General features: G+C 65.2%; 26 protein-coding genes. 18 read left to right on the top strand and 8 right to left on the bottom strand.

What is annotated here, in order from left to right; genetic code table 11:
* The first annotated feature begins 560 nt into the window (after positions 1-560).
* Positions 561-1,157, top strand: a complete 597-nt coding sequence (locus tag CAG34_RS03425; protein ID WP_013974374.1) for a MarC family protein — start codon at positions 561-563, stop codon at positions 1,155-1,157.
* On the opposite strand, the gene CAG34_RS03420 is transcribed toward CAG34_RS03425, so the two are convergent.
* The 6 genes from CAG34_RS03420 to cobG form a co-directional block, all read right to left on the bottom strand.
* On the bottom strand, positions 1,135-1,818 hold the full coding sequence (locus CAG34_RS03420; RefSeq protein ID WP_256573509.1) for a hypothetical protein: 684 nt from the start codon (positions 1,816-1,818) through the stop codon (positions 1,135-1,137). The two genes, CAG34_RS03425 and CAG34_RS03420, sit on opposite strands and share 23 nt — an antisense overlap.
* 59 nt (positions 1,819-1,877) lie before the next feature.
* Entirely contained in the window at positions 1,878-2,558 is a 681-nt protein-coding gene (locus tag CAG34_RS03415) for a hypothetical protein (RefSeq protein WP_085587977.1), read from the bottom strand.
* A 93-nt stretch (positions 2,559-2,651) separates the two neighbouring features.
* Entirely contained in the window at positions 2,652-4,349 is a 1,698-nt protein-coding gene (gene cobJ, locus CAG34_RS03410; protein ID WP_085587975.1) for a precorrin-3B C(17)-methyltransferase, read from the bottom strand.
* Positions 4,337-5,071, bottom strand: coding sequence for a precorrin-2 C(20)-methyltransferase (locus CAG34_RS03405; protein ID WP_016712210.1), 735 nt, complete (start codon positions 5,069-5,071; stop codon positions 4,337-4,339). Before CAG34_RS03405 ends, cobJ begins: the two co-directional genes overlap by 13 nt.
* Entirely contained in the window at positions 5,068-5,694 is a 627-nt protein-coding gene (locus tag CAG34_RS03400; RefSeq protein ID WP_003257545.1) for a precorrin-8X methylmutase, read from the bottom strand. Before CAG34_RS03400 ends, CAG34_RS03405 begins: the two co-directional genes overlap by 4 nt.
* Positions 5,687-7,018, bottom strand: coding sequence for a precorrin-3B synthase (gene cobG / locus CAG34_RS03395; RefSeq protein ID WP_178080858.1), 1,332 nt, complete (start codon positions 7,016-7,018; stop codon positions 5,687-5,689). Before cobG ends, CAG34_RS03400 begins: the two co-directional genes overlap by 8 nt.
* A gap of 244 nt (positions 7,019-7,262) precedes the next feature.
* Between cobG and cbiE the strand changes: the two genes are divergently transcribed.
* From cbiE to CAG34_RS03305, 17 genes are all read left to right on the top strand, one after another.
* Positions 7,263-8,474, top strand: a complete 1,212-nt coding sequence (gene cbiE, locus CAG34_RS03390; RefSeq protein ID WP_085587971.1) for a precorrin-6y C5,15-methyltransferase (decarboxylating) subunit CbiE — start codon at positions 7,263-7,265, stop codon at positions 8,472-8,474.
* Positions 8,467-9,561 (top strand): cobalt-precorrin-5B (C(1))-methyltransferase, encoded by a 1,095-nt coding sequence (locus tag CAG34_RS03385; protein WP_085587969.1) that lies wholly within the window; start codon positions 8,467-8,469, stop codon positions 9,559-9,561. Before cbiE ends, CAG34_RS03385 begins: the two co-directional genes overlap by 8 nt.
* Complete coding sequence (locus tag CAG34_RS03380) at positions 9,558-10,280, top strand: cobalt-precorrin-6A reductase (protein ID WP_085587966.1); 723 nt, start codon at positions 9,558-9,560, stop codon at positions 10,278-10,280. Before CAG34_RS03385 ends, CAG34_RS03380 begins: the two co-directional genes overlap by 4 nt.
* A 219-nt stretch (positions 10,281-10,499) precedes the next feature.
* Positions 10,500-10,937, top strand: coding sequence for an NfeD family protein (locus CAG34_RS03370; protein WP_085587962.1), 438 nt, complete (start codon positions 10,500-10,502; stop codon positions 10,935-10,937).
* A 26-nt stretch (positions 10,938-10,963) separates the two neighbouring features.
* Complete coding sequence (locus tag CAG34_RS03365; protein ID WP_075046500.1) at positions 10,964-11,818, top strand: SPFH domain-containing protein; 855 nt, start codon at positions 10,964-10,966, stop codon at positions 11,816-11,818.
* Positions 11,819-12,031: 213 nt separating this feature from the next.
* Positions 12,032-12,421, top strand: a complete 390-nt coding sequence (locus CAG34_RS03360; RefSeq protein WP_024087799.1) for a DUF2946 domain-containing protein — start codon at positions 12,032-12,034, stop codon at positions 12,419-12,421.
* Positions 12,422-12,468: 47 nt separating this feature from the next.
* Positions 12,469-12,954 (top strand): copper chaperone PCu(A)C, encoded by a 486-nt coding sequence (locus tag CAG34_RS03355; RefSeq protein WP_003257539.1) that lies wholly within the window; start codon positions 12,469-12,471, stop codon positions 12,952-12,954.
* Positions 12,955-12,977: 23 nt separating this feature from the next.
* The gene (locus CAG34_RS03350; protein WP_025340795.1) at positions 12,978-13,409 is read left to right on the top strand and encodes a DUF2946 domain-containing protein; all 432 of its coding nucleotides are present in this window, start codon (positions 12,978-12,980) and stop codon (positions 13,407-13,409) included.
* A 68-nt stretch (positions 13,410-13,477) separates the two neighbouring features.
* Positions 13,478-15,526 carry a TonB-dependent copper receptor gene (locus CAG34_RS03345; protein WP_085587960.1) on the top strand — a complete coding sequence of 683 codons (2,049 nt, stop codon included), beginning with the start codon at positions 13,478-13,480 and terminating at the stop codon, positions 15,524-15,526.
* A 58-nt stretch (positions 15,527-15,584) separates the two neighbouring features.
* A complete protein-coding gene (locus tag CAG34_RS03340; RefSeq protein WP_085587958.1) occupies positions 15,585-16,952 on the top strand; it encodes a PepSY domain-containing protein in 1,368 nt (455 codons plus the stop codon).
* Between the two features lie 237 nt (positions 16,953-17,189).
* Entirely contained in the window at positions 17,190-18,596 is a 1,407-nt protein-coding gene (gene cycA, locus CAG34_RS03335) for a D-serine/D-alanine/glycine transporter (protein ID WP_085587956.1), read from the top strand.
* Between the two features lie 372 nt (positions 18,597-18,968).
* Positions 18,969-20,234 (top strand): urea ABC transporter substrate-binding protein, encoded by a 1,266-nt coding sequence (urtA, locus tag CAG34_RS03330; RefSeq protein ID WP_013974390.1) that lies wholly within the window; start codon positions 18,969-18,971, stop codon positions 20,232-20,234.
* 86 nt (positions 20,235-20,320) lie between these two features.
* Positions 20,321-21,850: an urea ABC transporter permease subunit UrtB gene (urtB, locus tag CAG34_RS03325; RefSeq protein WP_371858029.1), complete on the top strand. Its 1,530-nt coding sequence runs from the start codon at positions 20,321-20,323 to the stop codon at positions 21,848-21,850.
* Positions 21,850-22,929, top strand: a complete 1,080-nt coding sequence (gene urtC / locus CAG34_RS03320) for an urea ABC transporter permease subunit UrtC (RefSeq protein ID WP_025340800.1) — start codon at positions 21,850-21,852, stop codon at positions 22,927-22,929. The genes urtB and urtC overlap by 1 nt, the downstream gene beginning before the upstream one ends.
* Positions 22,926-23,783 carry an urea ABC transporter ATP-binding protein UrtD gene (gene urtD, locus CAG34_RS03315; protein WP_143516387.1) on the top strand — a complete coding sequence of 286 codons (858 nt, stop codon included), beginning with the start codon at positions 22,926-22,928 and terminating at the stop codon, positions 23,781-23,783. Before urtC ends, urtD begins: the two co-directional genes overlap by 4 nt.
* A 158-nt stretch (positions 23,784-23,941) precedes the next feature.
* The gene (urtE, locus tag CAG34_RS03310; RefSeq protein WP_085587952.1) at positions 23,942-24,640 is read left to right on the top strand and encodes an urea ABC transporter ATP-binding subunit UrtE; all 699 of its coding nucleotides are present in this window, start codon (positions 23,942-23,944) and stop codon (positions 24,638-24,640) included.
* A 31-nt stretch (positions 24,641-24,671) separates the two neighbouring features.
* Entirely contained in the window at positions 24,672-25,187 is a 516-nt protein-coding gene (locus CAG34_RS03305; RefSeq protein ID WP_085587950.1) for a GNAT family N-acetyltransferase, read from the top strand.
* A 126-nt stretch (positions 25,188-25,313) separates the two neighbouring features.
* Here CAG34_RS03305 and CAG34_RS03300 read toward each other — a convergent pair whose 3' ends face one another.
* Positions 25,314-25,619, bottom strand: coding sequence for a chaperone modulator CbpM (locus CAG34_RS03300; protein ID WP_025340803.1), 306 nt, complete (start codon positions 25,617-25,619; stop codon positions 25,314-25,316).
* A gap of 2 nt (positions 25,620-25,621) precedes the next feature.
* Positions 25,622-26,575 (bottom strand): curved DNA-binding protein, encoded by a 954-nt coding sequence (gene cbpA / locus CAG34_RS03295; protein WP_085587948.1) that lies wholly within the window; start codon positions 26,573-26,575, stop codon positions 25,622-25,624.
* Positions 26,576-26,598: the final 23 nt, after the last annotated feature.

Genomic DNA, 26,598 nt, shown 5'->3' with positions numbered 1-26,598 from the left:
AGAATGGGTGCCGCCCAAGGGCTACAAGGAAATTGAAGAAGCCAAGCAGGATATGACCAGCTTCTTCATGCGATACAACCGAATCAGGCTCCACAGCCACAACGACTACCTGTCACCAATAGCTATGGAGCAGCAGGCGGCTTGATCACCGTAACCGGTGTCCGGAAAAACTTGACCAGAACAAGCCGGCTCCCACACCGACCGCACCGATCTCAAGATATGCAAAGTACCTGTGGGAGCCAAGGTGGATCCGGCGCCTGCTTCCAGATCTGTACTGCCTGTGCTGGCCTCATCGCCGGCGAGCCAGCTCCCACACCGACCGCACCGATCTCAAGATATGCACAGTACCTGTGGGAGCCAAGATGGATCCGGCGCCTGCTTCCTGATCTGTACTGCCTGTGCTGGCCTAATCGCCGGCAAGCCGGCTCCCACACCGACCGCACCGATCTCAAGATATGCACAGTACCTGTGGGAGCTGGCTTGCCGGCGATTAGGCCAGTGAAGACAACCACGATCCTACTGATACACTTCCCCTCACCTTTCCTGCCAGGGGCTTCCCCATGCTCCATGAGTTGTTCAGCGTCTACCTGAAAATGCTCGTGCTCTACAGCCCGTTCTTCGTGCTGTCGTGCTTCATCAGCCTGACCCGCGGCCACTCCAGCAAGGAGCGCAAGCAGCTGGCCTGGAAGGTGGCCATCGCCGCGCTGATCGCCAGTGTTTTGCTGTACCTGTTCGGGCGGGCGATTTTCGGCATCTTCGGCATCACCGCCGACGCCTTCCGCATCGGCGCCGGCAGCGTGCTGTTCATCTCGGCACTGGGCATGGCCCAAGGCAAGTCCGCGGTACAGGCCGACAACGTGCAGCAGGATGTCACCATCGTGCCGCTGACCATCCCGCTGACCGTCGGCCCCGGCACCATCGGTGCACTGCTGGTAATGGGCGTCGGCCACCCGCACTGGGACGACAAGCTGTTGGCCATCATCAGCATCGCCCTGGCCAGCTTTACCGTCGGCCTGGTGCTGTACCTGTCACACCGTATCGAGCGCATCCTCGGCGACCAGGGCCTGCAGATCGTCAGCCGGCTGATGGGGCTGTTCGTCTGCGCCCTGGCTGCACAAATCATCTTTACCGGTATCAAAGGCTACCTGGCGCCCTGACCATCGCCGAATTGAGGTCGAACCGATACTCCCCCTGTGCATCCTTGGTTTTCATCAATGCCTGCAGTTCATCTCGCTGGTGTTGGAAACGCCCGTTATCCAGCTGCAAGGAAACGCCATTGAACCCGGCTTCGCCCTCCAGCGCCTTTTCGACCAGCAGCATGTCCTGAGAAATGCCGGCGATCGGCTTGTCGAATTGCAGGGTAATACTGCAAAGGTCGAGGGCCGGGCCCGGCCTGAGCAAGCCAAGCTCAATCACCAGCTGCGAACCCAGCGTGCAGAACTTCAGCTGGTGGCGAAAACCTTCGATCGATCGGCCCAGGCCGTTTCTTACTGCAGCCAGCACGGCCTCATGACGGATCGAGCGCATCTTCAGCCACGCCTCGAGTGGCTGTATCTGCGCGCTGCGCGCGGGTTGCCCTAACTGTTTCAGGTCATGCGTACTGGCCAGCTTGATCCAGCCCAGTTGCCGGTATGCCTCGCGATAGGCGTCATACCAGGCTTCATAGTTGTCAAAGCGTGACCCCGCATTCCTGTTGGCCACCAACTGGGCGTAAAGGATGGAGTCGAAGGCAGCCTGGCGTTGAATCTGGCCAGCGTCCGCGCGATACAGTAATGCCGTCCCGCCAATCAACATCAGTTGTTCAGCTGTTCTGTCCATTGCGTTGCCTCGTCACAAAGTGCCGAACAGGGCGGCGTTGCAACAACGCCGCCCTGCAATCAGAAGTCGTACTGGAGAACGTTCTTGACGCTGCGCACGCCGAGTTTGTTTTCCACGGTTTCGCGGACCTTGTCGTAGACGAAAGTGTTGAGGGTGAGCACAGCCATGCCGGCGTAGTACTCGGTCTTTTCCAGCTTCCACTGGATACCCAGGATGTCATCATCCAGTTGTGGGGCAGAGGCCTGGATGCAGCTCACCACCATGACCACATCGTTGTTTTCGGTTTCGACGCAGGCGGCCATCCCGACCATGCCCCTGACCTTGTTCTTGCGCTTGTGATCGACCACCTTGAGGTCATTTTCGACGGTGGTGAGTTTGTCGAAGGCCGCCTTGGCCAGCACACCCAACTTGGTACCACCCAGCACCGCATTACCGACCGCACCAATCGCCCGTACAGCGACAGCGCCTACGGTGACAGACAGCTCGGCAGAGGTTTCCAGCTCGAAGGTGCGACGAGGGATGGTAAAACCAAGATCACGCATGACATCGATGAACCGGTCGTACCACTCCCTGCTCTGTTTTTCGGCATCGAAGGACTTGTCAGCCACCAAGGTGGCAAAGTGGAAGGCGTTCTTTACGTCATGACGGCTTTGCGAAGACATGCCTGCGCCGCAGGCCAGCAGGTTGCCTTCGACCAGGATGGCTGTGTCGGTTGCAGTGACTTGTGTTTCTGTGGACATGTGGAAACTCCTAGATGGTTGCGCCCCGAGTCAGGGGCGACCACCTTAGCCAGCGCGCCCAGGATGCAGCGCGCTGAAGGGTTTCCGGTGCAACTAGTCGGCCGACGGGTACCAACGCGGCGTGTAGGCCCACACCCCACCCGAGAGGCGAGGAAACACGCAGGTTGTAGATGAACCCACCAGCACCATGGTGCGCATGTCGACCATTTCCGGCAGCAGCTCGGCCAATGTGACGACCTTCAGCGTCTGCCCCGGCCTACCGATGTCACGGCCAAGGACTACAGGCGTGTTCCCCTCGCGGTGCCGACGCACGACCTCCAGCGCTACCCCGAGCTGGTGCGGCCTTGCCTTGGAAATCGGGTTGTAGAACGCCAGCACCAGGTCGGCCTGGGCCGCCAGGTCCAGGCGCTTTTCAATGATCGACCACGGCTTGAGGTTGTCCGACAGCGACATCACGCAGAAGTCATGCCCCAGCGGCGCGCCCGCCTGGGCGGCGGTCGCGAGCGAGGCTGACACCCCCGGCAGGATCTCGAGATCCACCCGGTGCCAGGCCGGCTCAGTGGACTCGTGCAGCGCTTCAAGTACCGCAGCTGCCATGGCGAACACACCCGGGTCGCCCGACGACACCACCACAACCGAACGGCCCTGGGCTGCCAGTTCGAAGGCATGCCGGGCACGCTGCATCTCTTCACGGTTGTCGGTGCAGTGCAGCACCTGGTCGTCACGGAACGGGCCGGCCATGCGCACGTAGGTTTCGTAACCGAGCACATCCTCGGCCCGCGCCAGCTCGGCCTTGACCGCCGGCACCATCAGCTCGGCTGCACCCGGCCCCAGGCCGATGACCGCCAGGCGACCCCGACGACGACCGATCTGCGCCACCTCGACCGGGGCAGGCGACACCGCGATGACCACATCTGCCACGTCGATCAGCTGCGCAGCAGGCAATGCCGCAGCAACCATCCCGGCCAGATCATGCGCCCTGGCAGCAAAGCGCAAGGCAACCCCCAGGGCCTGCGCGGCCTCGTGCAGGGCGTTGTCGGCCATGGCTTGCTCGTCGGCGAGCAGGCAGGCCACTGCAGGCTCGGCGATGCCGGCCTGCTGCAATGCCGCCCGGATACTGGCCAGGCTACCGCCAGCAACACCCACTACCACCGAGCGCGGGTGGATCAGCAGCTCGTCGCGGCTGGCCGGGCGGGCCTGGTGCCCCACATGGATGGTACGCCGAGCCGCCTCGCTGGCAGGCAACTGCGCCTGTTGCAGCCATGGCGCGTCACCTTCGATGCGCACCGCCTCGCCAGCCAGCAGGTCGGAGACAAAGCGCTTGCCTTGCTCGATATCCGCCAGCGCATAGCCCTGTGGCGGGTTCAGCAGACAGGTGCCGAAACGCAGCTCGCCGCTGGTGGTGATGGCCGCAGCAACGCCCAGTGCTTCAGCGATTTCACGCGCCATCACGTTCACACCGCCAAGGCCCCCGAGCAACGGCACTACGGCACTGCCGTCTTCGGCCACGGCCAGTACCGGTGGCTCGACACCTTTCTCGCTGAGCAGGCTGGCCAGGCTGCGGATGACGATACCCGCGGCGCACAGGGCGATGATCGGTGTGTTCTGCTGGTACAGCCCACGCAGGGTATCGCCGAACGCGGTGTAGCAAAGGTCGGCACCCTCGACCCGGCCTTCCAGGCCATGGATCGATGCTTGTGGATAACACTGCTGGATACGCTGCGCCGTGGCCAGGCTGCCCTGGCCAAGGATGACGATCGCCGGTGCCTGGTGCATGTTCAGCCCTGCCATTTTTCACCCGGCACGATGATCAGCGAGAAGTACGGCGACGACTGTGGGTCGACCTGGTCCAGCGGCACGATCTTCTGGTTGGCCATGGTCGCCCGCTCAACATACAGCGCGCGCCCGTCCAGGCCCAGTTCGGCCAGCACTTCGCGCACCTTGGGGAAGTTGCGGCCAAGCTTCATGATCACCGCCGCGTCGGCGTCGGCCAGGCGACGCTTGAGCTCTTCGGCCGGCAACACGCCAGACAGCACCGACAGGCTCTGGTTGCGGTACACCAGCGGCGCGCCCAGTACCGAGGCGCCACCGAGCATCGAGCAGACGCCGGGGATCACTTCGGCCTCGTAGCGCTGCGCCAGGCGGTCGTGCAGGTACATGTAGGAACCATAGAAGAACGGGTCGCCTTCACAGATCACCGCCACGTCGCGGCCGGCATCCAGGTGCTCGGCCACCTGCACGCTGGCCTCGTCGTAGAAGTCGCTGATCACCTGTTCATAGGACAGCGGCGCTGGCAGCGCTTCGGTGGTTACCGGGTAGACCAGCGGCAGCAAGGTCTGCTCGGGCTGCAGGTGCGCCTCGATGATGCCGAAGGCGTTGCCGCGCTTGCCCTTGGCCACGAAGTAGCCGACCACGGGCGCTTCACGCAGCAGGCGCAGGGCCTTGAGGGTAATCAGTTCAGGGTCGCCAGGGCCCACGCCCAGGCCCAGCAGACGTCCACGCGGCGCCATCATTCCACCTCCGTGGCGAGGGCGTTGACCGCGGCGGCGGCCATCGCGCTGCCGCCCAGGCGGCCCTGCATGATCACGAACGGCACGCCACGGCTGTCGGCGGCGAGCATCGCCTTGGACTCGGCGGCACCGACGAAGCCGACCGGGAAGCCGAGGATCAGTGCTGGTTTCGGGGCGCCGGCGTCGAGCATTTCCAGCAGGTAGAACAGTGCGGTGGGCGCGTTGCCGATCACCACCACACTGCCTTCCAGGTGCGGTCGCCACAGTTCCAGGGCCACGGCGGAACGGGTGTTGCCGGCGTCTTTCGCCAGGCCCGGTACGCTCGGGTCGCGCAGGGTGCAGATGACCTTGTTGTCGGCGGGCAGGCGGGCGCGGGTAATGCCTTCGGCGACCATGTGCGCATCGCACAGGATCGGCGCGCCGTTCAGCAACGCCTCGCGCCCTGCCCGGCCGGCGCCTTCGGAGAACTGCAGACCATCGATGGCGTCGACCATGCCACAGGCGTGGATCACGCGCACGGCGAGCTTTTCGAGGTCTGCGGGGATCCGCTCGAGTCGGGCTTCCTCGCGGATGATCCGGAAGGAATTGCGATAGATCTCCTGACCATCGCGGATGTAGTCAATCATCAAGGTGCTCCGTCGGCAGGTCGAGCATGGCGCCTGCTTCATTCAAGGTAAGGTCGGTGGCGCGCAGGGCGCCGAAGCCCGGCAGGCGCGCATCACGCAGGTACAGGTCGTAACGGCCCGGCGCGCGGGCCAGCAGGGTGGCCGGGGCAACATGGGCCACGGCGCAGGATCGGGGGCAACCGGACAAGTGCACGCTGCCGGGCACGCCAGGGCCGAGCAGTGCGGCCAGGGTGACGGCGTCGGCCTTGGTCTCGCCCAGGGCCTTGGCACAGCCACTGGCGCCGGTACAGGCGCTTATGCGGGCCAGTGGCTCATGGTCGTGGCATAGCAGGCCCAGTGCGGACAACCCGGCCTGGGCGTGATCGATGTGTTGGGCTTGCAGGTTGGTCAGCACCAGGCTTTGCCAGGGGCTCAGGCGCAGGCTGCCATCGCCATGTTCACGGGCAACGCGCGCAGCGCCACGCAGCATGGCCGGGGTCAGGCGCCCCTGCGGGGGGGCAACGCCCAAGGCGACGCCCTGCGCCTGGGGCAGAACGCCCAGCCACGAGACGTTGCGGGGTGCACGCCGCCATGCGAGCACGGCGGCATCGCGGCGGAGGGCCAGGCCGAGCCCGTCGATGAAATCGGTTGCCGAACACACCTCGAGCAACTGGCGCATGCGCGACTGTGCCGGGGTGGCCAGGTCGAGGAAGCGCTCCAGCACCGCACGCACCAGTGCCAGGCCTTGTTCCGCCGGCACCGCGCTGAGCACCTGGCCGTCTGCCGGGCAACCCGCCAGGCCGAACGCCAGCCAGTTCTGCTGCTCCAGGCGCAGGGCCGACAGCCACAGGTCATGGGGGTGTTCGAGCATGGCCAGGTTTTCGCCGGCATCCAGCTGCACGGCGAACTTGGCCGACAACTGGTGAAAACGCGGGGTGCCTTCCAGCAGGTCGAGGATCTGCCCGGCCAGCGGCCGAGCGTCCAGCAGCATCGCCGGGTCATGCCCGGCCAGCGGGCTGAGCATCAGGTTGCGCACATCGTCACCGGCGGCATCACGTGGGCCCAGGCCGGCAGCGAGCAGTGTCTCGACCAGGCCGCGATGCTCGCTGCCGATGCCGCGAATCTGCAGGTTGCCGCGGTTGGTGGCCTCGATCACGCCACCGGCGAAACGCTCGGCAGCCGCCGCCACTGCGTCGGCCTGGTCGGCCAGCAGCAGGCCGCCCGGCAGCTTGATGCGGCAGATGCCGCCATCACGGGCACTGACGATGCGCCACAACCCCGGGCAGGCCGAGGGACGGGGCGATACATGGGAGGCATGGGCCTGGGTCAAAGGGGCGTCCGGCAATCTGTGAAAATGCGCTTGAGTGTAGAAGGCGCGGTATTATGCCTGCTTTGTCCGGCGGCATGAAAAGCCGGTGGTCGAGCATCATCGACGATCGAGTAGAAATTCAGGACCGCGTCGCCTTCTTCGCGGGCCCGCCCGCTCCCACAGGATCACCGCTGCCCTCAACGGCTGCGCTGTACCTGTAGGAGCGGGCGAGCCCGCGAAGGGGCGCGCAGCGGCCCCAAAAAATGGCGGAATGAAATACATGGCACCCTGGCTGACAGTAGTAGGTATCGGCGAAGACGGCTTCAGCGGCCTGGGCAAGCAGGCCCGGCGCGCGCTGCTGGGCGCTGCGCGGATCTTCGGCAGCCCGCGCCAGCTGGCCTTGCTGCCACGCTGCGTGGCCGGCGAACGGCTGGTCTGGCCAAGCCCGTTCTCGCTGGCCTCGGTACTGGCCCTGCGCGGCCAGCCGGTATGCGTGCTGGCCAGCGGCGACCCGATGTTCTACGGCGTCGGCGCCAGCCTGGCGCGCCAACTGCCCGCCGCTGAAATACGCGTGCTGTCGATGCCCTCCTCCTGCGCCCTGGCCGCCGCCCGCCTGGGCTGGCCGCTGCAGGACGTGCAAGTGGTATCGCTGGTCGCTCGGCCCCTGGCAGCGCTCAATGCCCACCTGCACAGCGGCGTGCGCCTGCTGGTGCTGAGCAACGACGGCGACAGCCCGGCAGCAATTGCCACGCAGCTGCGCGAGCGGGGCTTCGGGCCAAGCCGCCTGCGGGTCTTCGAACACTTGGGTGGCGTGGACGAACGCGAGTTGGCCGGCACCGCCCAGGACTGGCCGCACAGCGACGTCGCCGCGCTGAACCTGGTAGCCATCGAGTGCCTGGCCACGCCCGAGGCGCCGCGCCTGCACCGGCTGGCCGGGTTGCCGGACAGCGCCTTCCGGCATGACGGCCAGCTGACCAAACGCGATGTCCGCGCCATCACCCTGGCCCGCCTGGCACCACAGCCCGGCGAGTTGCTGTGGGACGTGGGTGCCGGCTGCGGCTCGATCGGCATCGAATGGATGCGCGCCCACCCGGCCTGCCGCGCCTTGGCCATCGAGGCCGACGAAGGCCGCCAGGGCTTCATCGAACACAACCGCGATGCGTTGGGTGTCCCCGGCCTGCAACTGGTCTGCGGCAAGGCACCGGCAGCGCTGGAGGGCCTGGAGCAACCGGATGCGATCTTCATCGGTGGCGGCGTCACCCGCGAAGGTGTGCTCGACCTGTGCTGGGCAAACCTGCGCCCCGGCGGCCGGCTGGTAGCCAATGCGGTGACCCTGCAAAGCGAACTGGCCCTGGCGCATTTCCGTGAACGCCATGGCGGCGAGCTGACCCGCATCCATGTCGCCCATGCCCAGCCATTGGGCGCGTTCGACACTTGGCGCCAGGCACTGCCGATCACCTTGCTGGACGTGGTGAAACCCGCCGATGCGTGAAGAAACCCGCGAACAGCCCGCCCCCCTGCGCAGCGGCCTGACCACCGGCAGCTGCGCCACTGCCACCAGCCTGGCGGCAGCGCGCTTGCTGCTGGGAGGCGAGAGCAACGACGCCGTCAGCATCACCCTGCCCAAGGGCAAGGTGGTGCAAATGCGCCTGGAGTTCTGCCGCCTCACCAGCCAAGGTGCCGAAGCGGGCACGCTCAAGGACGCCGGCGACGACCCGGACGTGACCCATGGCGCCCTGCTCTATAGCCAGGTGCGCCTGCTGGCCGAACCGGGCATCCGTTTTGTCGCCGGCACCGGCGTCGGCACCGTGACCCGCCCGGGGCTGGTGCTGGCGGTGGGTGAGCCGGCCATCAACCCGGTGCCACGGCGCATGATCAGCGAACACCTGCAACGCCTGGCGGACGAATGCAGCTACCCCGGCGGCTTCGAGGTCACGGTCAATGTGCAGGGCGGCGAGCAACTGGCCCTGAAGACCATGAACCCGCGCCTGGGCATTCTCGGCGGTCTGTCGATCCTCGGCACCAGCGGCATCGTGCGGCCGTTTTCCTGCGCGGCCTACATTGCCTCGATCCACCAGGGCATCGACGTCGCCCACACCAACGGCTACACGCATATCGCCGCATGCACCGGCAACGCCAGCGAGGACACCATGCGCCGCGTCTATGGCCTGCCGGAAATAGCCCTGATCGAAATGGGCGACTTCGTCGGTGCGGTGCTCAAGCACCTGCGCAAAGTACCGGTGCCACGCCTGACCCTGTGCGGCGGTTTCGGCAAGATCAGCAAACTGGCTGCCGGGCACATGGACCTGCATAGCCGCCACTCCAGCATCGACCTGCCGCAACTGGCCGGCTGGGCAGCGGACATCGGCGCCGACGAGGCGCTGCAGGCATCGATCATTACTGCCAACACCAGCCAGCAGGCCCTGGCACTGGCCCATGCAGCCGGCATCCCCTTGGGTGACGCGGTGTGCGGCCACGCCTTGGCCTTCGCCCGCAGCGTGGTACCAGCGCAGGTGCAGGTGGAGATGTTCGCCATCGACCGCCAGGGTGGCATCGTCGGCCGGGCGGGTGTGCAATGAACGGGCGCATCCTGCTGCTGGGCGGCGTCACTGAAGCCCTGGCCATCGCTCGCCGCCTGGGGCCGCAGCACGTCTACAGCCTGGCGGGCATCGGCCGGGTGCCGCAGGACCTGCAATGCCAGGTTCGGGTCGGCGGCTTTGGCGGCGCCGAAGGGCTGGCCAGCTACCTGCACGAGGCAGGCATCACGTTGCTGATCGATGCTACCCATCCCTATGCCGCACAGATCAGCCGCAATGCGGCCAACGCCGCACGCATGGCCGGTATCCCGTGCTGGGCCTTGCGCCGCCCGGCCTGGCAGGCGCAAACGGGGGACGACTGGCGCGAGGTCGAGGACTGGGCGGGGTTGATCGAGGCACTCAAGCCGTTTCGCAGGCCATTGTTCACGCTGGGGCGCGAGCCGCTGCAACATCTGGACGAGATACCGCCGGAGCAGTTCTGGACCTTGCGTGCGCTGGAGACGTGCCCTGGCAATGATCGCTGCGAAGTGATTGGCGCGCGCGGGCCGTTCCATATCGAGGATGAGCGGGCGTTGTTCCAGCGCCGCAAGATCGATGTACTGATCAGCAAGAACAGCGGCAGCGTGGCGACCGAACCGAAGCTGGAAGTGGCGCGGGAGCTGGGGATACCTGTGCTGATCCTGAAGCGACCGGCTTTGCCGGATGTGGACCGGGCATTCGACTCGCCAGCCGACCTGGCTACGGCACTCGACCTGCAATAACAAATGTCGCAAGCACACTGCAGCCCCCCTGTGGGAGCGGGCGCGCCCGCGAACACCGGCGAAGCCGGTGCCATGCACCGAGTCGTATTTTTCGCGGGCACGCCCGCTCCCACAGGGGTGGCCTACAGTAAGTTCAGACTTTTCTCTCAAACCATGAAGTGGCCATGTGCCGCACTGCTACCTTAAACTCGGCACTCCCTCCCGGAAGGCGCTACCCATATGGAAATGCAATGGTGGATCTGGCTGGTCTTCGGCATCGCGCTGATCCTGCTCGAACTGGTCCTGCCGACGTTCTTCATCCTCTGGTTCGGCATCGGCGCCGTGCTGGTGTCGCTCATTTCGCTGGCCGTCCCCAGCCTGCAACTGGACATGCAGGTGCTGCTGTGGGTGCTGATGTCGTCAGTCACCACGGCACTGTGGTTCAAGCTGTTCCGGCGCAAGCAACCAGACGTGCGCTGGACCGCCGAAAGCGTGATCGGTGAAGTGGGGCTGCTGACTGCTGGTGTATCGGAGTTCCAGAAAGGCCGAGTGCGCTTCCAGAAGCCTATCCTAGGCAACGAGGAATGGACCTGCGTCGCCAACAGCGAGATCGCGGCCGGCGAGCGGGTACGCCTGACCGCCATCGAAGGGAACACCGCCCGGGTCATCCGGGCCTGAATCCGCACTAAAAGGAATTTCGCATCATGACCAGCCTCATCGTCGTCGTCGCCATCGCCCTGTTCGTCCTGATCACCGTGTTCAAGGGGGTGCGCATCGTGCCCCAGGGCGAGGAATGGGTCGTCGAGCGCCTGGGCCGCTACCAAAGCACCCTAAAGCCCGGCCTGAACATCGTCATCCCGTACATGGACGTGGTCGCCTACCGCCTGCCGACCAAGGACATCATCCTCGATGTGCAGCAGCAGGAAATCATCACCCGGGACAACGCGGTGATCGTCGCCAACGCCCTGTGCTTCGCCAAGGTGGTCGACCCGCAGAAGGCCTCCTATGGCGTGCAGGATTTCTCGTTCGCCGTCACCAGCCTGACCATGACCTCGCTGCGCGCCATCGTCGGCGCCATGGACCTGGACGAAGCGCTGTCCAGCCGCGAGCAGATCAAGGCACGCCTGCGCGAGGCGATGTCCGAGCAGACCGAAGACTGGGGCGTGACCGTACGCTCGGTGGAAATCCAGGACATCAAGCCCTCGGAGAACATGCAACTGGCCATGGAGCGCCAGGCGGCAGCAGAGCGTGAGCGCAAGGCCGATGTGACCCGTGCCGAAGGGGCCAAGCAGGCGGCGATCCTGGAAGCAGAAGCACGCTTGCAGGCTGCCAGGCTGGATGCCGAAGCGCAGATCAGCCTGGCCGAGGCCTCGGCGCGGGCGATTACGCTGGTCAAGGACGCGGTCGGCAACGAGACCGTGCCGGCGATGTACCTGCTGGGCGAGCGCTATGTGGGGGCGATGGAGAACCTGGCGGGCAGCAGCAATGCCAAAGTGGTGGTGCTGCCGGCGGACCTGCAGGAGACCGTGCGTGGGCTGATGGGGCGTGGCAAGGCTTGAGGGTACCTTTGCCTTCATCGCCGGCAAGCCAGCTCCCACAGGGACCGCACAAATTTAAAGGCCTGTGGTAAACCTGTGGGAGCTGGCTTGCCGGCGATTGGGCTGCAAAGCAGCCCCTCGAAGGGCCCGGCCTGCGTCACTTCACCGCACCCCGCCATTTTTACCTATACTCCGCCTTACAATACCCACCACGATTCCTGACCGGATCTCTCCATGCCCCCACGTCGGCACATCGCCTGGATAGCCTGCCTTGCAGTGCTGTTCAACCTGCTGGCCATGCCGCTGTCTTCCGCCGCGCCCAAGGGCCCGGCCGAGCAGCTGCTGTGGGGGGCCTTCTGTTCCAGCATGGCCAACAAGGCCAAGGTCGACGTCCAGGCCCTGGCCAAGATCGACCTCGGCCCGCAAAGCGACGACAGCGCCAGCATGATGAATTGCTGGTGCTGCTCCGGTGCCGCGCCACTGCTGGCCCTGCCCGGCTACCCGCCGCAGCTGCACAACCCGCCGATACTGCTCGCCGGCCTGCTGCCGCCACCCGCCGACTACCACGCCACGCCGCGCCAACTCTGGCCGGCGCTCAATCCCCGTGCCTCTCCGCTGGCCTGAGTTCTTCACGCTGTCTGCCTGAACCTGAACAGAAACGGAGATTCACCATGCTCAAGCACGCCCTCGTCATGGCCGCCCTGCTGCTGCCCGGCGCCTTTGCCAATGCCCACGAATACAGCGTGGGTGACCTGCACATCGCCCACCCCTGGTCACTGCAGCTGCCCCCCAACGCCCCCAACGTCGCGGCGTATTTCGTGGTGCACAACAATGGCCAGGCCGACGACCGCCTGCTCGGTGTCGACAGCCCCATCAGCGATGACGCACAACTGCACGAGCATGCCATGAGCGCCAGCGGTGCCATGAAGATGCAGCAGGTGCCCAGCGTGGTGGTGCCCGCTGGCAAGGACCTGACCTTCGCCCCCAGCGCCTACCATGTGATGCTGATGCAGCCCAAGGACCGCAGCCTGCTCAGCGACGGCAAGCGCTTCCCGTTGACCCTGCACTTCGAAAAGGCCGGCGATATCACCGTCGATGTGGCCGTGCAGAAGCAGGCGCCGACGGACCAGCCGCAAGCCCACGAACACGCGCACTGATCACCCGCTGAAAGGCACTCGCCATGAGCCTGCCGCGCAACAGCATCAGCCGTACCACCCGCCCTGACCGCAGGCGCGCCGGTGGCGGATGGCTGAGCCTGTTCGCCATGTGGATGATCTTCATCGGCCCGCTGATTTCCCAGTCGATGCCGATGGACCACCACGCCGGCATGAGCATGCCGATGGACATGCCGATGGCCACCGCCCATCAGCATGGCGGCGACACCCATCACGGCCAGGCTGGCGATGGCCAGCTGCATGTGATGTGGGAAAAGTGCGGTTACTGCAGCCTGTTGTTCAACTGCCCAGCCCTGCCCCAGGCCCTCAGCCCGCTCAGTGCCGGCAGCGTCGTACCCACCACCCACCTGTTCGCACCCACGCGCCAGGGCCATGCCCGGCAGGCTGTATTCCCCGGCGCGCGCAGCCGCGCCCCACCTTCCTCGATCAACGTCTGAACCCACATTTTTTGCGCACGGAGCCAGGAGGCTTCGCGCTGACTCATGACTGATCGACTGGAATCATTATGTCCGGCTGCACCCCTGTTTTTGCCTTGTCCCTGCGTGGGACCATCGCCGCCGTGTGCGGCTCGCTGCTCGCGCCCGTGGCCCTGGCCGCCGACCCAGGCCATGAAGGCCATGCACACGACGCCCCCGAGCTGAGCCCGACGGTGATCACTGCCGTGGCCCCGAGCTCGCCGCTGACCGTGGTCACCAACCCGAAAGACCCGCGCCAGCCGGTGCCGGCCAGCGATGGCGCCGACTACCTGAAGACCATCCCCGGCTTCTCGGCCATCCGCGCCGGCGGCACCAACGGCGACCCGGTACTGCGCGGCATGTTCGGCTCGCGCCTGAACATCCTCACCAATGGCGGCCTGATGCTGGGCGCCTGTCCCAACCGCATGGACGCCCCCACGTCGTACATTTCGCCGGAAACCTACGACCGCCTGACCGTCATAAAAGGCCCGCAAAGCGTGATCTGGGGCCCGGGCGGCTCGGCGGGCACCATCCTCTTCGAGCGCGAGCCGGAGAAGTTCGGCACCCTCGGCAGCCGGGTCAATGCCAGCCTGCTGGCCGGCTCCAACGGCCGCTTCGACAAGGTGCTGGACACCGCCGCCGGCAACGACCAGGCCTACGCCCGCTTCGTCGGCAACCAGTCGCGCTCGGACGACTACCATGACGGCGATGACAACACCGTGCCGTCACGCTGGGACAAGTGGAATGGCGATGTCGCCCTCGGCTGGACCCCCGACCAGGACACCCTGCTGGAACTCACCGCCGGCAAGGGCGATGGTGAGGCCCGCTATGCCGGGCGTGGCATGGACGGCTCGCAGTTCAAGCGCGAAAGCCTGGGCCTGCGTTTCGAAAAGTCCAACCTCGGCGAGGTGCTCGACAAGGTCGAGGCGCAGGTCTACTACAACTACGCCGACCACGTGATGGACAACTACAGCCTGCGCACGCCTTCGGGCAGCGGCATGATGGGCATGCCGATGGTCAGCAACGTCGACCGCCGCACCATGGGCGCACGCATCAAGGCCACCTGGCGCTGGGCCGACGTGCAACTGATCGGCGGCATCGACGCGCAGACCAACGAACATCGCAAGCGCGGTGGCATGGGTGTGGACGCGCACAAGGGCAAGGCCTGGACCAAGGACGCCGACTTTCACAACTACGGTGCCTTCGGCGAGCTGACCTGGTACGTCAGCGGCGAGGACCGGTTGATCAGCGGTGCCCGCCTGGACCGCGCCTCGGCCCGCGACTTCCGCGCGACCAGCGCCACCAACGGCAACACCCGCGCCGACACCCTGCCCAGCGGCTTCGTACGCTACGAGCACGACCTGGCGGCGCTGCCAGCCACCACCTACATCGGCCTCGGCCATGCGCAACGCTTCCCCGACTACTGGGAGCTGTTCTCGGCGGGCGGCCCCACCGGCTCGGTCAATGCCTTCGACAGCATCAAGCCGGAGAAAACCACCCAGCTCGACTTCGGTGTCCAGTACCGCGACGAGCGCATGGAAGCCTGGGCTTCCGGCTACGTGGGGCAGATCCGCGACTACATCCTGTTCGACTACCAGGGGATGAGCTCCCGGGCCCGCAATATCGACGCCCGCATCATGGGCGGCGAACTGGGCGCGGCCTACCAGCTGACGGAAAACTGGAAGGCCGATGCCACGCTGGCCTACGCCTGGGGCAAGAACAGCAGTGACGGCACAGCACTACCGCAAATGCCGCCCCTGGAAAGCCGCCTGGGCCTGACCTACAGCCGCGATGTCTGGAGCGTCGGCGCACTGTGGCGGCTGGTGGCGGCGCAGAACCGTATCGCCGAGAACCAGGGCAACGTGGTCGGCAAGGACTACGACAAGAGCGCCGGCTTCGGCGTGTTCTCGCTCAATGGCGCCTACAAGGTAAGCAACCACCTCAAGCTCAGCGCAGGGGTCGACAACCTGTTCGACAAGACCTACGCCGAGCACTTGAACCTGGCCGGGAACGCCGGGTTCGGCTACCCGGTTACCGATCCACAGCCGGTCAACGAGCCAGGCAGGACCTTCTGGACCAAGGTCGACTTCAGCTTCTGACAACAACAACGGGCGCGGCGCAGGTCGCGCCCATCTGCTGGTCAAACAGGAGGTTCCCATGAGAGGAACACGCATCAACTTCTACAACCTGGCCTGGCGTTGGCACTTCTATGCGGGGCTGTTCGTGGCCCCGTTCATGATCCTGCTGGCAATCACCGGGATCATCTACCTGTTCAAGCCGCAGCTCGATCCGCTGCTGTACCGCGAGCTGATGGTGGTCGAAGCCGGCCACCACCGACAGGGCGCGGACACGATGCTGGCCGAGGTGCGCAAGGCCTACCCCAAGGGCCACGTTGGCCAGTACCTGCCGCCGCTGGACGCCGAACGCAGCGCACAATTCGTGGTGCAGGATGCCGGGCGCGAACTGAACGTGTTCGTCGACCCCTATAGCGGCAAAGTCCTCGGCGAACAGGATGGCAAGCAGAACCTGCAGGCCATCGCCCGCGCCCTGCATGGCGAACTGATGGTCGGCACGGTCGGTGACCGTTTGGTGGAACTGGCCGCGGGCTGGGGCATCGTGCTGGTGGTGTCGGGCCTGTACTTGTGGTGGCCACGCGGGCGCAATGGCGCTGGCGTGCTGTGGCCACGGCTGTCGGCACGCGGCCGACTGTTCTGGCGCGACCTGCACGCGGTAACCGGTTTCTGGGGCTCGGCCTTGTTGCTGCTGATGCTGGTCAGCGGCATGACCTGGACCGGCCTGTGGGGCAAGCAGTACGCCGACTTGTGGAACCGCTTTCCGGCGGCCATGTGGAATGACGTGCCCAAGTCGGACCAGCAGGCGGGTGAACTCAACAGCGCGCACCGCCAGACTGTGCCCTGGGCGATGGAAAACACGCCGATGCCGCAGTCCGGTGCACACGCCGAACATGCCGGGCATCACATGATGTCGAGCGCGCCGGCAGCGCCACAGATAAGCCTGCAGCAGGTCGAAGACATCGCTACCGCGCGCCAGGTCGAACCGGGTTACAGCATCACCGCGCCGACCACGGCCGATGGCGTGTTCACCATCGCCGTATTCGCCGATGACCCGCGCAACGACGCCACCCTGCATGTCGACCAGTACACCGGCAAGGTGCTGGCCGATGTGCGCTGGCAGGACTACAGCCCGGTCGCCCGTGCCACCGAGCTGGGTGTGATGCTGCATGAAGGCAAGATGTTCGGGGCGTTCAACCAGATCATCATACTGCTGGTGTGCCTGATGATCTTGCTGGGCTCGGTGAGCGGGCTGGTGATGTGGTGGAAGCGCAGGCCGGCCGGCGGGCTGGGTGTGCCGCCGCTGCGCCATGACCTGCCGCGCTGGAAGGTAGCGGTAGGGGTGATGCTGGTGCTGGGGTTGATGTTCCCGCTGGTGGGGGTGTCGATGGTGGTGATGTGGCTGGTGGATAGCTTGCTGGTGAGGCGCGGTCGGGTGCTGGCCAGCGCCTGAGCCTTGCTTCGTCTGTGCCGGCCCTTTCGCGGGTAAACCCGCTCCTACAGTTTCTGCGCCAAGCCTGAGGGCAGCGCGGTCCCTGTGGGAGCGGGTTCACCCGCGAAGAGGCCGGCACAGGCACAACACTGCTCCCCAAAAGTCGAGTCGATCTGTCGCGCCCCGAACTGGAACGCGCGTGTTAGCCTAGCCGGCTACCTCTGACAAGACGACCGACTGTCCAACGGAATGCAGCCTATGACGCAAACCTCACCCACAGCGCCAGATGAACAGCATCTGCAGCGCAACCTGACCAACCGCCACATCCAGCTGATCGCCATCGGTGGCGCGATCGGTACCGGCCTGTTCATGGGCTCGGGCAAGACCATCAGCCTGGCCGGGCCGTCGATCATCTTCGTCTACATGATCATCGGCTTCATGCTGTTCTTCGTCATGCGCGCCATGGGCGAACTGCTGCTGTCGAACCTCAACTACAAGTCGTTCATCGATTTCTCCGCCGACCTGCTCGGCCCCTGGGCGGGCTACTTCACCGGCTGGACCTACTGGTTCTGCTGGGTAGTCACTGGCATCGCCGACGTGGTCGCGATCGCGGCCTATACGCAGTTCTGGTTCCCCGAACTGCCGCAGTGGATACCGGCGCTGACCTGCGTAGGGCTGCTGCTGTCGCTGAACCTGGTGACAGTGAAGATGTTCGGTGAAATGGAGTTCTGGTTCGCCCTGATCAAGATCGTCGCCATCATCGGCCTGGTCGTCACCGGCCTGTACATGGTCATCACCGGCTTCACCTCGCCCAGCGGGCGCACCGCGCAACTGGCCAACCTGTGGAATGACGGCGGCATGTTCCCCAATGGCCTGATGGGCTTCTTCGCCGGCTTCCAGATCGCCGTGTTCGCCTTCGTCGGCATCGAGCTGGTAGGCACCACCGCCGCCGAAGCGAAGAACCCGGAGCGCACCCTGCCACGGGCGATCAACTCGATCCCGGTACGGATCATCGTGTTCTACGTGCTGGCGCTGATCGCGATCATGGCCGTGACCCCATGGCGCGACGTGGTGCCGGGCAAGAGCCCGTTCGTGGAGCTGTTCGTGCTGGCCGGCCTGCCGGCGGCGGCGAGCATCATCAACTTCGTGGTGCTGACCTCGGCGGCCTCGTCGGCCAACAGCGGCGTGTTCTCCACCAGCCGCATGCTCTACGGCCTGAGCCAGGAGGGTGACGCACCCAAGGCGTTCGAGAAACTGTCGAGCCGCTCGGTACCAGCCAACGGCCTGTACTTCTCCTGCACCTGCCTGCTGCTGGGCGCAGTGCTGATCTACCTGGTGCCGAACGTGGTCGAGGCATTCACTCTGGTCACCACCGTTTCGGCGGTGCTGTTCATGTTCGTCTGGACACTGATCCTGCTGTCGTACCTGAAGTACCGCAAGCACCGCGCAGGGCTGCACCAGGCCTCGAAGTACAAGATGCCGGGCGGGCGCTTCATGTGCTACGTGTGCCTGGTGTTCTTTGCCTTCATCCTGGTGTTGCTGAGCCTGGAAGACGATACCCGCGCGGCGTTGCTGGTGACGCCGATCTGGTTCGTGCTGCTGGCGGTGACCTATCAGGGTGTGCGCAGCAAGCGCCATCCACGCACGGCAGTGCGTAACGGCTGATGACCCTGGGGGCTGCTCTGCAGCCCTTTCGCCGGCAAGCCAGGCTCCCACCTCGACCGCATCGACCTCAAGTCATGCGTTATCAACTGTCTTGTGTTGCCTGTACTGGCCTCATCGCCGGCAAGCCAGCTCCCCCAGGGACAGCGCATGGCTCGAGGCCGATGCGGTCGAGGTGGGAGCTGGCTTGCCGGCGATGGGCCGCACAGCGGCCCCAATCCTGTGCACACAAATCCATCAGGCACCAACCTGGATCCAACCAACGCCCCAACACCTCGCACAACCCCTCTATTGCGCACCTTCCGCCGTTAGGCACACCCCTTGCAACACCCCTCCCCGCTTGCCCAACACATAAAAACTCAGCGGAGAGAGCACATGAAGCGACGCAGTCTGATCAAGGCCTTCACCCTTAGCGCATCGATTGCCGCAATGGGCCTGAGCTGGAGCATCCAGGCCGCCGAAACCATCAAGGTCGGCATCCTGCATTCGCTGTCGGGGACCATGGCCATTTCCGAGACTTCGCTCAAGGACATGGCGCTGATGACCATCGAGCAGATCAACGCCAAGGGCGGCGTGAACGGCAAGCTGCTCGAACCGGTGGTGGTCGACCCGGCCTCCAACTGGCCGCTGTTCGCCGAAAAGAGCCGACAGCTGCTGACCCAGGACAAGGTGGCAGTGGTGTTCGGCTGCTGGACCTCGGTATCGCGCAAGTCGGTATTGCCAGTGTTCGAGGAACTGAACGGCCTGCTGTTCTACCCGGTGCAGTACGAAGGTGAAGAGATGTCGCCAAACGTGTTCTACACCGGCGCCGCGCCCAACCAGCAGGCAATCCCGGCCGTGGAGTACCTGATGAGCGAGGACGGCGGCAGCGCCAAGCGCTTCTTCCTGCTGGGCACCGACTACGTCTACCCGCGCACCACCAACAAGATCCTGCGTGCCTTCCTGCACAGCAAGGGCGTGGCCGACAAGGACATCGAAGAGGTGTACACGCCGTTCGGCCACAGCGATTATCAGACCATCGTCGCCAACATCAAGAAGTTCTCCGCCGGTGGCAAGACCGCCGTCATCTCCACGGTCAACGGCGACTCCAACGTGCCGTTCTACAAGGAGCTGGCCAACCAGGGCCTGAAGGCCACCGACGTACCGGTGGTGGCGTTCTCGGTGGGCGAAGAAGAACTGCGCGGCATCGACACCAAGCCGCTGGTGGGCCATCTGGCGGCATGGAACTACTTCGAGTCGGTGGATAACCCGGTCAACCAGAAATTCGTCGCCGACTGGAAGGCCTACGCCAAGGCCAAGGGCCTGCCAGGCGCCGACAAGGCGGTGACCAACGACCCGATGGAGGCCACCTACGTGGGCATCCACATGTGGGCGCAGGCGGTGGAGAAAGCCAAGTCCACCGATGTCGACAAGGTGCGCGAGGCACTGGCCGGGCAAAGCTTCGAGGCGCCGTCCGGTTTCACCCTGACCATGGACAAGACCAACCACCACCTGCACAAGCCGGTGATGATCGGCGAGATCCAGGATGACGGGCAGTTCAGCGTGGTTTGGGAAACCGAGCAACCGCTGCGGGCGCAGCCATGGAGCCCGTTCATTCCCGGTAACGACAAGCGCCCTGATTACGCCGTGAAAGGTAACTGAGTGCACTGGGGCTGCTTTGCAGCCCATTCGCGGGCACGCCCGCTCCCACAGGTTCGGTGCCAGGTTCGGAACCTGTGGGAGCGGGCATGCCCGCGAAGAATCCACAGCCGATTTCCAGGATTACCCGCATGCTCAGACTGCTGCTCACCCTGCTCCTGCTGATGCCCTTGGCAACCCAGGCCAGCGAGGGCGAATTCTTCCTCGCTGCCAAGCCCGCCGAGCAAGCCCGCCTGCTCGAAGGCTGGGCCGCGCAACCCGATGCCGCCCGCCTGCCGCTGCTGGACAACCTGCGCCAAGGCCGCATCGCCGCCGACGACACGCGCAAGGTGCGCCTGAACAACCGCCTGCGCGGCCTGATCGATAACGCCCTGGCCAGCCACCAGTTGCTCAGCGACAACAGCGACATCCGCCTGGCCGCTGCCCAACAACTACAGAAAAGCGCGCAACCGGCGCAAATGGCCTTCCTCGACCGGCGCTTCGCCAGCGAACCGGATGCCGCCGTGCACGCCGCCCTCGGCCTGGCCCTGGCCAACCTGCAACTGGGCGCCAGCGAACCGGCAGTACGCCTGGCCGCCGTTCGCCTGCTCGGCGAAACCGGTGACCCGCTGGCCCGCACCCGCCTCGAAGCCTTGCTGCAACCCAATGCGGAAACCGACCCGGGCGTGCGCACCGCCGCCGAAACCAGCCTGGCCCAGGTGCAGCGCAAGCTGCTGGTGGGCGAACTGCTCGGCCAGGCCTTCAGCGGCCTGTCGCTGGGCTCGATCCTGCTGCTGGCAGCCCTTGGCCTGGCCATCACCTTCGGCCTGCTCGGGGTGATCAACATGGCCCACGGCGAAATGCTGATGCTCGGCGCCTACAGCACCTACATGGTCCAGGTACTGCTGCAGCGCTACGCCCCCGGCGCCATCGAGTTCTACCCGCTGATCGCCCTGCCGGTGGCGTTCGCCATCAGTGCCGGGGTCGGCATGGCGTTGGAGCGCACGGTAATCCGCCACCTGTATGGCCGACCACTGGAAACCCTGCTGGCGACCTGGGGCATCAGCCTGATCCTGATCCAGGCCATCCGCCTGCTGTTCGGCGCGCAGAACGTCGAAGTCAGCAACCCGGCCTGGCTGTCGGGGGGCATCCAGCTGCTGCCCAACCTGGTGCTGCCATACAACCGCCTGGTGATCATCGGCTTCGCCCTGGCCGTGGTACTGCTCACCTGGCTGCTACTCAACCGCACACGGCTGGGCCTGAACGTGCGCGCGGTCACCCAGAACCGCAACATGGCCGCCTGCTGCGGCGTGTCCACCGGGCGCGTAGACATGCTCGCCTTCGGCCTCGGCTCGGGCATCGCCGGGCTCGGCGGCGTGGCCCTTAGCCAGGTCGGCAACGTCGGCCCGGACCTGGGCCAGAGCTACATCATCGACTCGTTCCTGGTGGTGGTGCTCGGCGGCGTCGGCCAGTTGGCCGGCAGCCTGTGGGCAGCCTTCGGCCTTGGCATCGCCAACAAGCTGCTGGAGCCGCAGATCGGCGCCGTGCTCGGCAAGATCCTCATCCTTGCGTTGATCATTCTGTTCATCCAGAAGCGCCCGCAAGGCCTGTTCGCCCTCAAGGGACGGGTAATCGACTGATGAACCAGCCACTGCTTGTCACCGCTACGCAAAAGGCCGGGCCACGCCTGACCCTGGCCATCGGCGCCGTCGTCGTCCTGCTGCTGGTGGCCCTGCCGCTGCTGTCGCTGCTGCCGGCGGACCATGCCCTGCAAGTGTCGGCCTACACCCTGACCCTGGTCGGCAAGATCCTCTGCTACGCCATCGTCGCGCTGGCCCTGGACCTGGTCTGGGGCTATGCCGGGCTGCTGTCGCTGGGCCACGGGCTGTTCTTCGCCCTCGGTGGCTACGCCATGGGCATGTACCTGATGCGCCAGGCCGCCGGTGACGGCCTGCCGGGGTTCATGACCTTCCTGTCGTGGAGCGAGCTGCCATGGTACTGGGCCGGTACCCAGCATTTCGCCTGGGCCCTGTGCCTGGTAGTGCTGGCGCCCGGGCTGCTGGCACTGGTATTCGGCTGGTTCGCCTTCCGCTCGCGGATCAAGGGCGTGTACTTCTCGATCATGACCCAGGCGCTGACCTTTGCCGGCATGTTGCTGTTCTTCCGCAACGAAACCGGCTTTGGCGGCAACAACGGCTTTACCAGCTTCCGCACCATCCTTGGCTTCGACATTGCCGCCCAAGGCACCCGCGCGGTGCTGTTCCTGCTCACCGTCGGCCTGCTGCTGGCCAGCCTGTACCTGTGCTGGCGCCTCACCCGCAGCAAGTTCGGCCGCCTGCTCACCGCCGTGCGCGACGCCGAAAACCGCCTGATGTTCTGTGGCTACGACCCACGCGGTTTCAAGCTGCTGGTGTGGGTGCTAAGCGCCGTACTGTGCGGCCTGGCCGGTGCGCTGTACGTACCGCAGGTGGGCATCATCAACCCCAGCGAGATGTCGCCGACCAACTCCATCGAAGCCGCCGTATGGGTGGCCCTGGGCGGGCGCGGCACCTTGATCGGCCCGCTGCTCGGCGCCGGCCTGGTCAATGGCATGAAAAGCTGGTTCACCGTGGCCTTCCCGGAGTTCTGGCTGTTCTTCCTCGGCGCGTTGTTCATCCTCGTCACCCTGTACCTGCCCAAGGGCGTGGTCGGCCTGTTGAAGAAAAGGAGCCAGCCATGAGAGGCGTGCCCCCGGTCCACCCGGAATTCATGCTCGAACCGGTGTTCGACAACCTCGGCGCCGGCCGCGACGCCATCGGCCTGGGCCACAGCCGCAAGGCCGGCCTCGATACCCGCCATGGCACGGTGCTGAGCCTGGAAGACATCAGCGTCAGCTTCGATGGCTTCAAGGCGCTGAACGCGCTGAACCTGTACATCGGCGTGGGCGAGCTGCGCTGCATCATCGGCCCCAACGGGGCCGGCAAGACCACGATGATGGATGTGATCACCGGCAAGACCCGGCCCGACAACGGTACGGCCTATTTCGGTGACACCCTCGACCTGACCCGCATGAGCGAATACCAGATCGCCCAGGGCGGCATAGGCCGCAAGTTCCAGAAGCCCACGGTGTTCGAGGCGTTGACGGTGTTCGAAAACCTGGAGCTGGCGCTGAAGACCGACAAGTCGGTATGGGCCAGCCTGGCAGCGCGCCTGGGTGGTGAGCAGCGCCAGCGCATCGAGGAGGTGCTGGGCACTTTGCGCCTGCTGCCGCTGGCCCAGCGCCAGGCGGGCTTGCTGTCGCATGGGCAGAAGCAGTTCCTGGAGATCGGCATGTTGCTGGTGCAGGAGCCGCAACTGCTGTTGCTGGACGAGCCGGTGGCGGGCATGACCGATGCCGAAACCGAGTTCACTGCCGAGCTGTTCAAGGGGTTGGCAGGCAAGCATTCGCTGATGGTGGTGGAGCATGACATGGGGTTTGTCGGCAGCATTGCCGACCATGTGACCGTGCTGCACCAGGGCAGCGTGCTGGCGGAAGGGTCGCTGGAGCAGGTGCAGGCGGATGAGCGGGTGGTCGAGGTCTACTTGGGCCGGTGACCGGCATTTGAATTTTTGAAGCCTGTACCGGCCTCTTCGCGGGCTTGCCCGCTCCCACAGGAAACCCACAGTTTTCGAGCCCTGTGTAGTACCTGTGGGAGCGGGCAAGCCCGCGAAAGGGCCGGCACAGGCACAGCAACAATTTCAGGAATACACACATGCTCAAGATCGACACCCTGCACCAGTACTACGGCGGCAGCCATATCCTCCGGGGCCTGTCCTTCGAGGCCAAGGTCGGCGAAGTCACCTGCCTGCTGGGCCGCAACGGCGTTGGCAAGACCACCCTGCTGCGCTGCCTGATGGGCCTGGTCCCGGCCCGCGACGGCAACATCGAATGGGAAGGCAAGCCGATCACCAGCCTCAAGCCCCAGCAACGGGTCCACGCCGGCATCGCCTACGTGCCCCAGGGCCGCGAGATCTTCCCGCGTCTCACTGTCGAAGAAAACCTGCTGATGGGTCTTTCGCGCTTCCCCGCCCGTGAAGCTCGGGAGGTACCGCCCTTCATCTACGAACTGTTCCCCGTGCTGGAACAGATGAAACAACGCCGTGGCGGTGACCTGTCCGGCGGCCAGCAGCAACAGCTGGCCATCGGCCGCGCCCTGGCCAGCCGCCCGCGCCTGTTGATCCTCGACGAGCCCACCGAGGGCATCCAGCCTTCGGTGATCAAGGAGATCGGCGCAGTCATCCGCCGCCTCGCCGAGCGTGGCGACATGGCAATCCTGCTGGTGGAGCAGTTCTACGACTTCGCCGAGGAGCTGGCCGACCAGTACCTGGTGATGGCCCGTGGCGAGATCATCCAGCGGGGCCGCGGCGAAAACATGCAGGCCGAAGGTGTGCGCGGGCTGGTAACCATTTAATCTGCAAGCAACTACCCTGCGAGACGCTGTCATGAGTCATGAAATCCGCGACGCCCTGCCTACCGACGTGCCGGGCATCCTCGACATCTACAACGACGCGGTGCGCAACACCACGGCGATCTGGAACGAAAACCCGGTGGACCTGGCCAACCGCCTGGCCTGGTTTGCCGCACGTGCGCAGCAGGGTTACCCGATCCTGGTGGCGGTGGATGAGAGCGGTGTGCTGGGCTATGCGTCGTTCGGCGACTGGCGGCCGTTCGAGGGCTTTCGCCTTACCGTTGAGCATTCGGTGTATATCCGCGGCGACCAGCGTGGCAAGGGGCTGGGGCCGGTGCTGATGGCAGCGCTGGTCGAGCGTGCGCGCGAGTGTGGCAAGCATGTGATGGTGGCGGCCATCGAGAGCGGCAATGCAGCGTCGGTGCGCCTGCACGAGCGGCTGGGCTTCGTGGTGACCGGGCAGATGCCGCAGGTGGGGGTGAAGTTTGGCCGGTGGCTGGACTTGACCTTCATGCAGCTGGTGCTGAACCCAGGGGCAGAACCAAGCTGAATTTGATTTTGCCTGTACTGGCCTCTTCGCGGGTAAACCCGCTCCCACAGGTACTGCACACATCTCAGGAATCGTGCGATCCCTGTGGGAGCGGGTTCACCCGCGAAGAGGCCGGGCCTGCAAACCTCACATCTGGGTAAACCTGCCCAACCGCTGCCTCAGCATGTTGTTCTCGCTGCGCAACTGCTGCACTTCCTGCAGCAGCTCCAGCGCCAGCGCCACCCCTTCCCACTCCAGTTCCAGCTCCTGATGCAGCTTCGCCGCACGTTTGGCCAACAACGGCGCCTGATCGTCGAACAACCAGTCCTCCGGCGTTCGGCCGGAAGGTTCGACAATGCCGTGCTCGACGATTTCGATCACGCAGTCAGCCGTGATATCGGCCTCCTGACACAAGGTACGCATGTCCAGTTGAACGATCAGGGTGCTGCTCATGATCACTTACTCCATTGTGTCCTCGGGTTGAACGCAGCCTTCTCGGAAAGCTTGGTCCACAATTCGCGGGCAGACTCGTCGGATGCTGGCGGCATGACCACTTTCAGCTGCGCGTAAAGGTTGCCGCGCTCGCCACTCTTGTTGGCCAGGCCCTTGCCCGGTACGCGCAGGCGCTGGCCGCTCTGGCTGTCGGGGCGGATGGTGAGGTTGATCTTGCCGTCCAGGGTCGGCACGGCCACCTTGGCGCCCAGTGCTGCCTCCCACGGTGCCAGCGGCACGGTGATGATCAGGTCATGACCTTCGACATCGAACAGCGGGTGCGGTGCCATGCGAATGGTCAGGAACAGGTCGCCATTGGCCCCGCCACCACTGCCCGGCGCGCCCTGGCCCTTGAGGCGGATGCGCTCGCCGTCGGTCACCCCTGCCGGGATCTTCACGTTCAGGGTCTTGGTAGTGAAGCCGGTGCGCTGGCCCATGGCATTGGTCTGCGGCACCTGGAAGCTGATCTGCTTGGACTCCTTGCTCAGGGTCTCTTCAAGGAATACCGCCAGTTCTAGCTCCACGTCCTGCCCCCGCCTGCCGGCGCTGCGTTGCTGCTGCCAGGCACCACCGAACGGGTTGCCGCCCCGGCCACCAAAGATCGAGCTGAAAAAGTCGGAAAAATCACCGCCTTCGAAACCACCGCCACCGCCGCGGCTTTCCCAGCCCGGTGGTGCCTGGAACGGCCGGCCATGCTGGCCGCCGTACTTGCGGATTTCGTCGAATTCGGCACGTTTCTGCGCGTCGCCCAGCACTTCGTAGGCCTCGTTGGCCTCCTTGAATTTTTCCTCGGCGTCGCGCTCCTTGCTGACATCGGGGTGATACTTGCGCGCCAGCTTGCGGTACGCGGCCTTGATCGCCTTGTCGTCCGCCGTGGGCTCTACGCCGAGTATCTTGTAATAGTCTTTGAAGTCCATCTATGGATCACCAATGTGAATGT

This window comes from Pseudomonas sp. B14(2017) (assembly GCF_002113255.1).
GTDB lineage: Bacteria > Pseudomonadota > Gammaproteobacteria > Pseudomonadales > Pseudomonadaceae > Aquipseudomonas > Aquipseudomonas putida_Z.
This window is presented reverse-complemented; position numbering and strand designations above follow the sequence as displayed.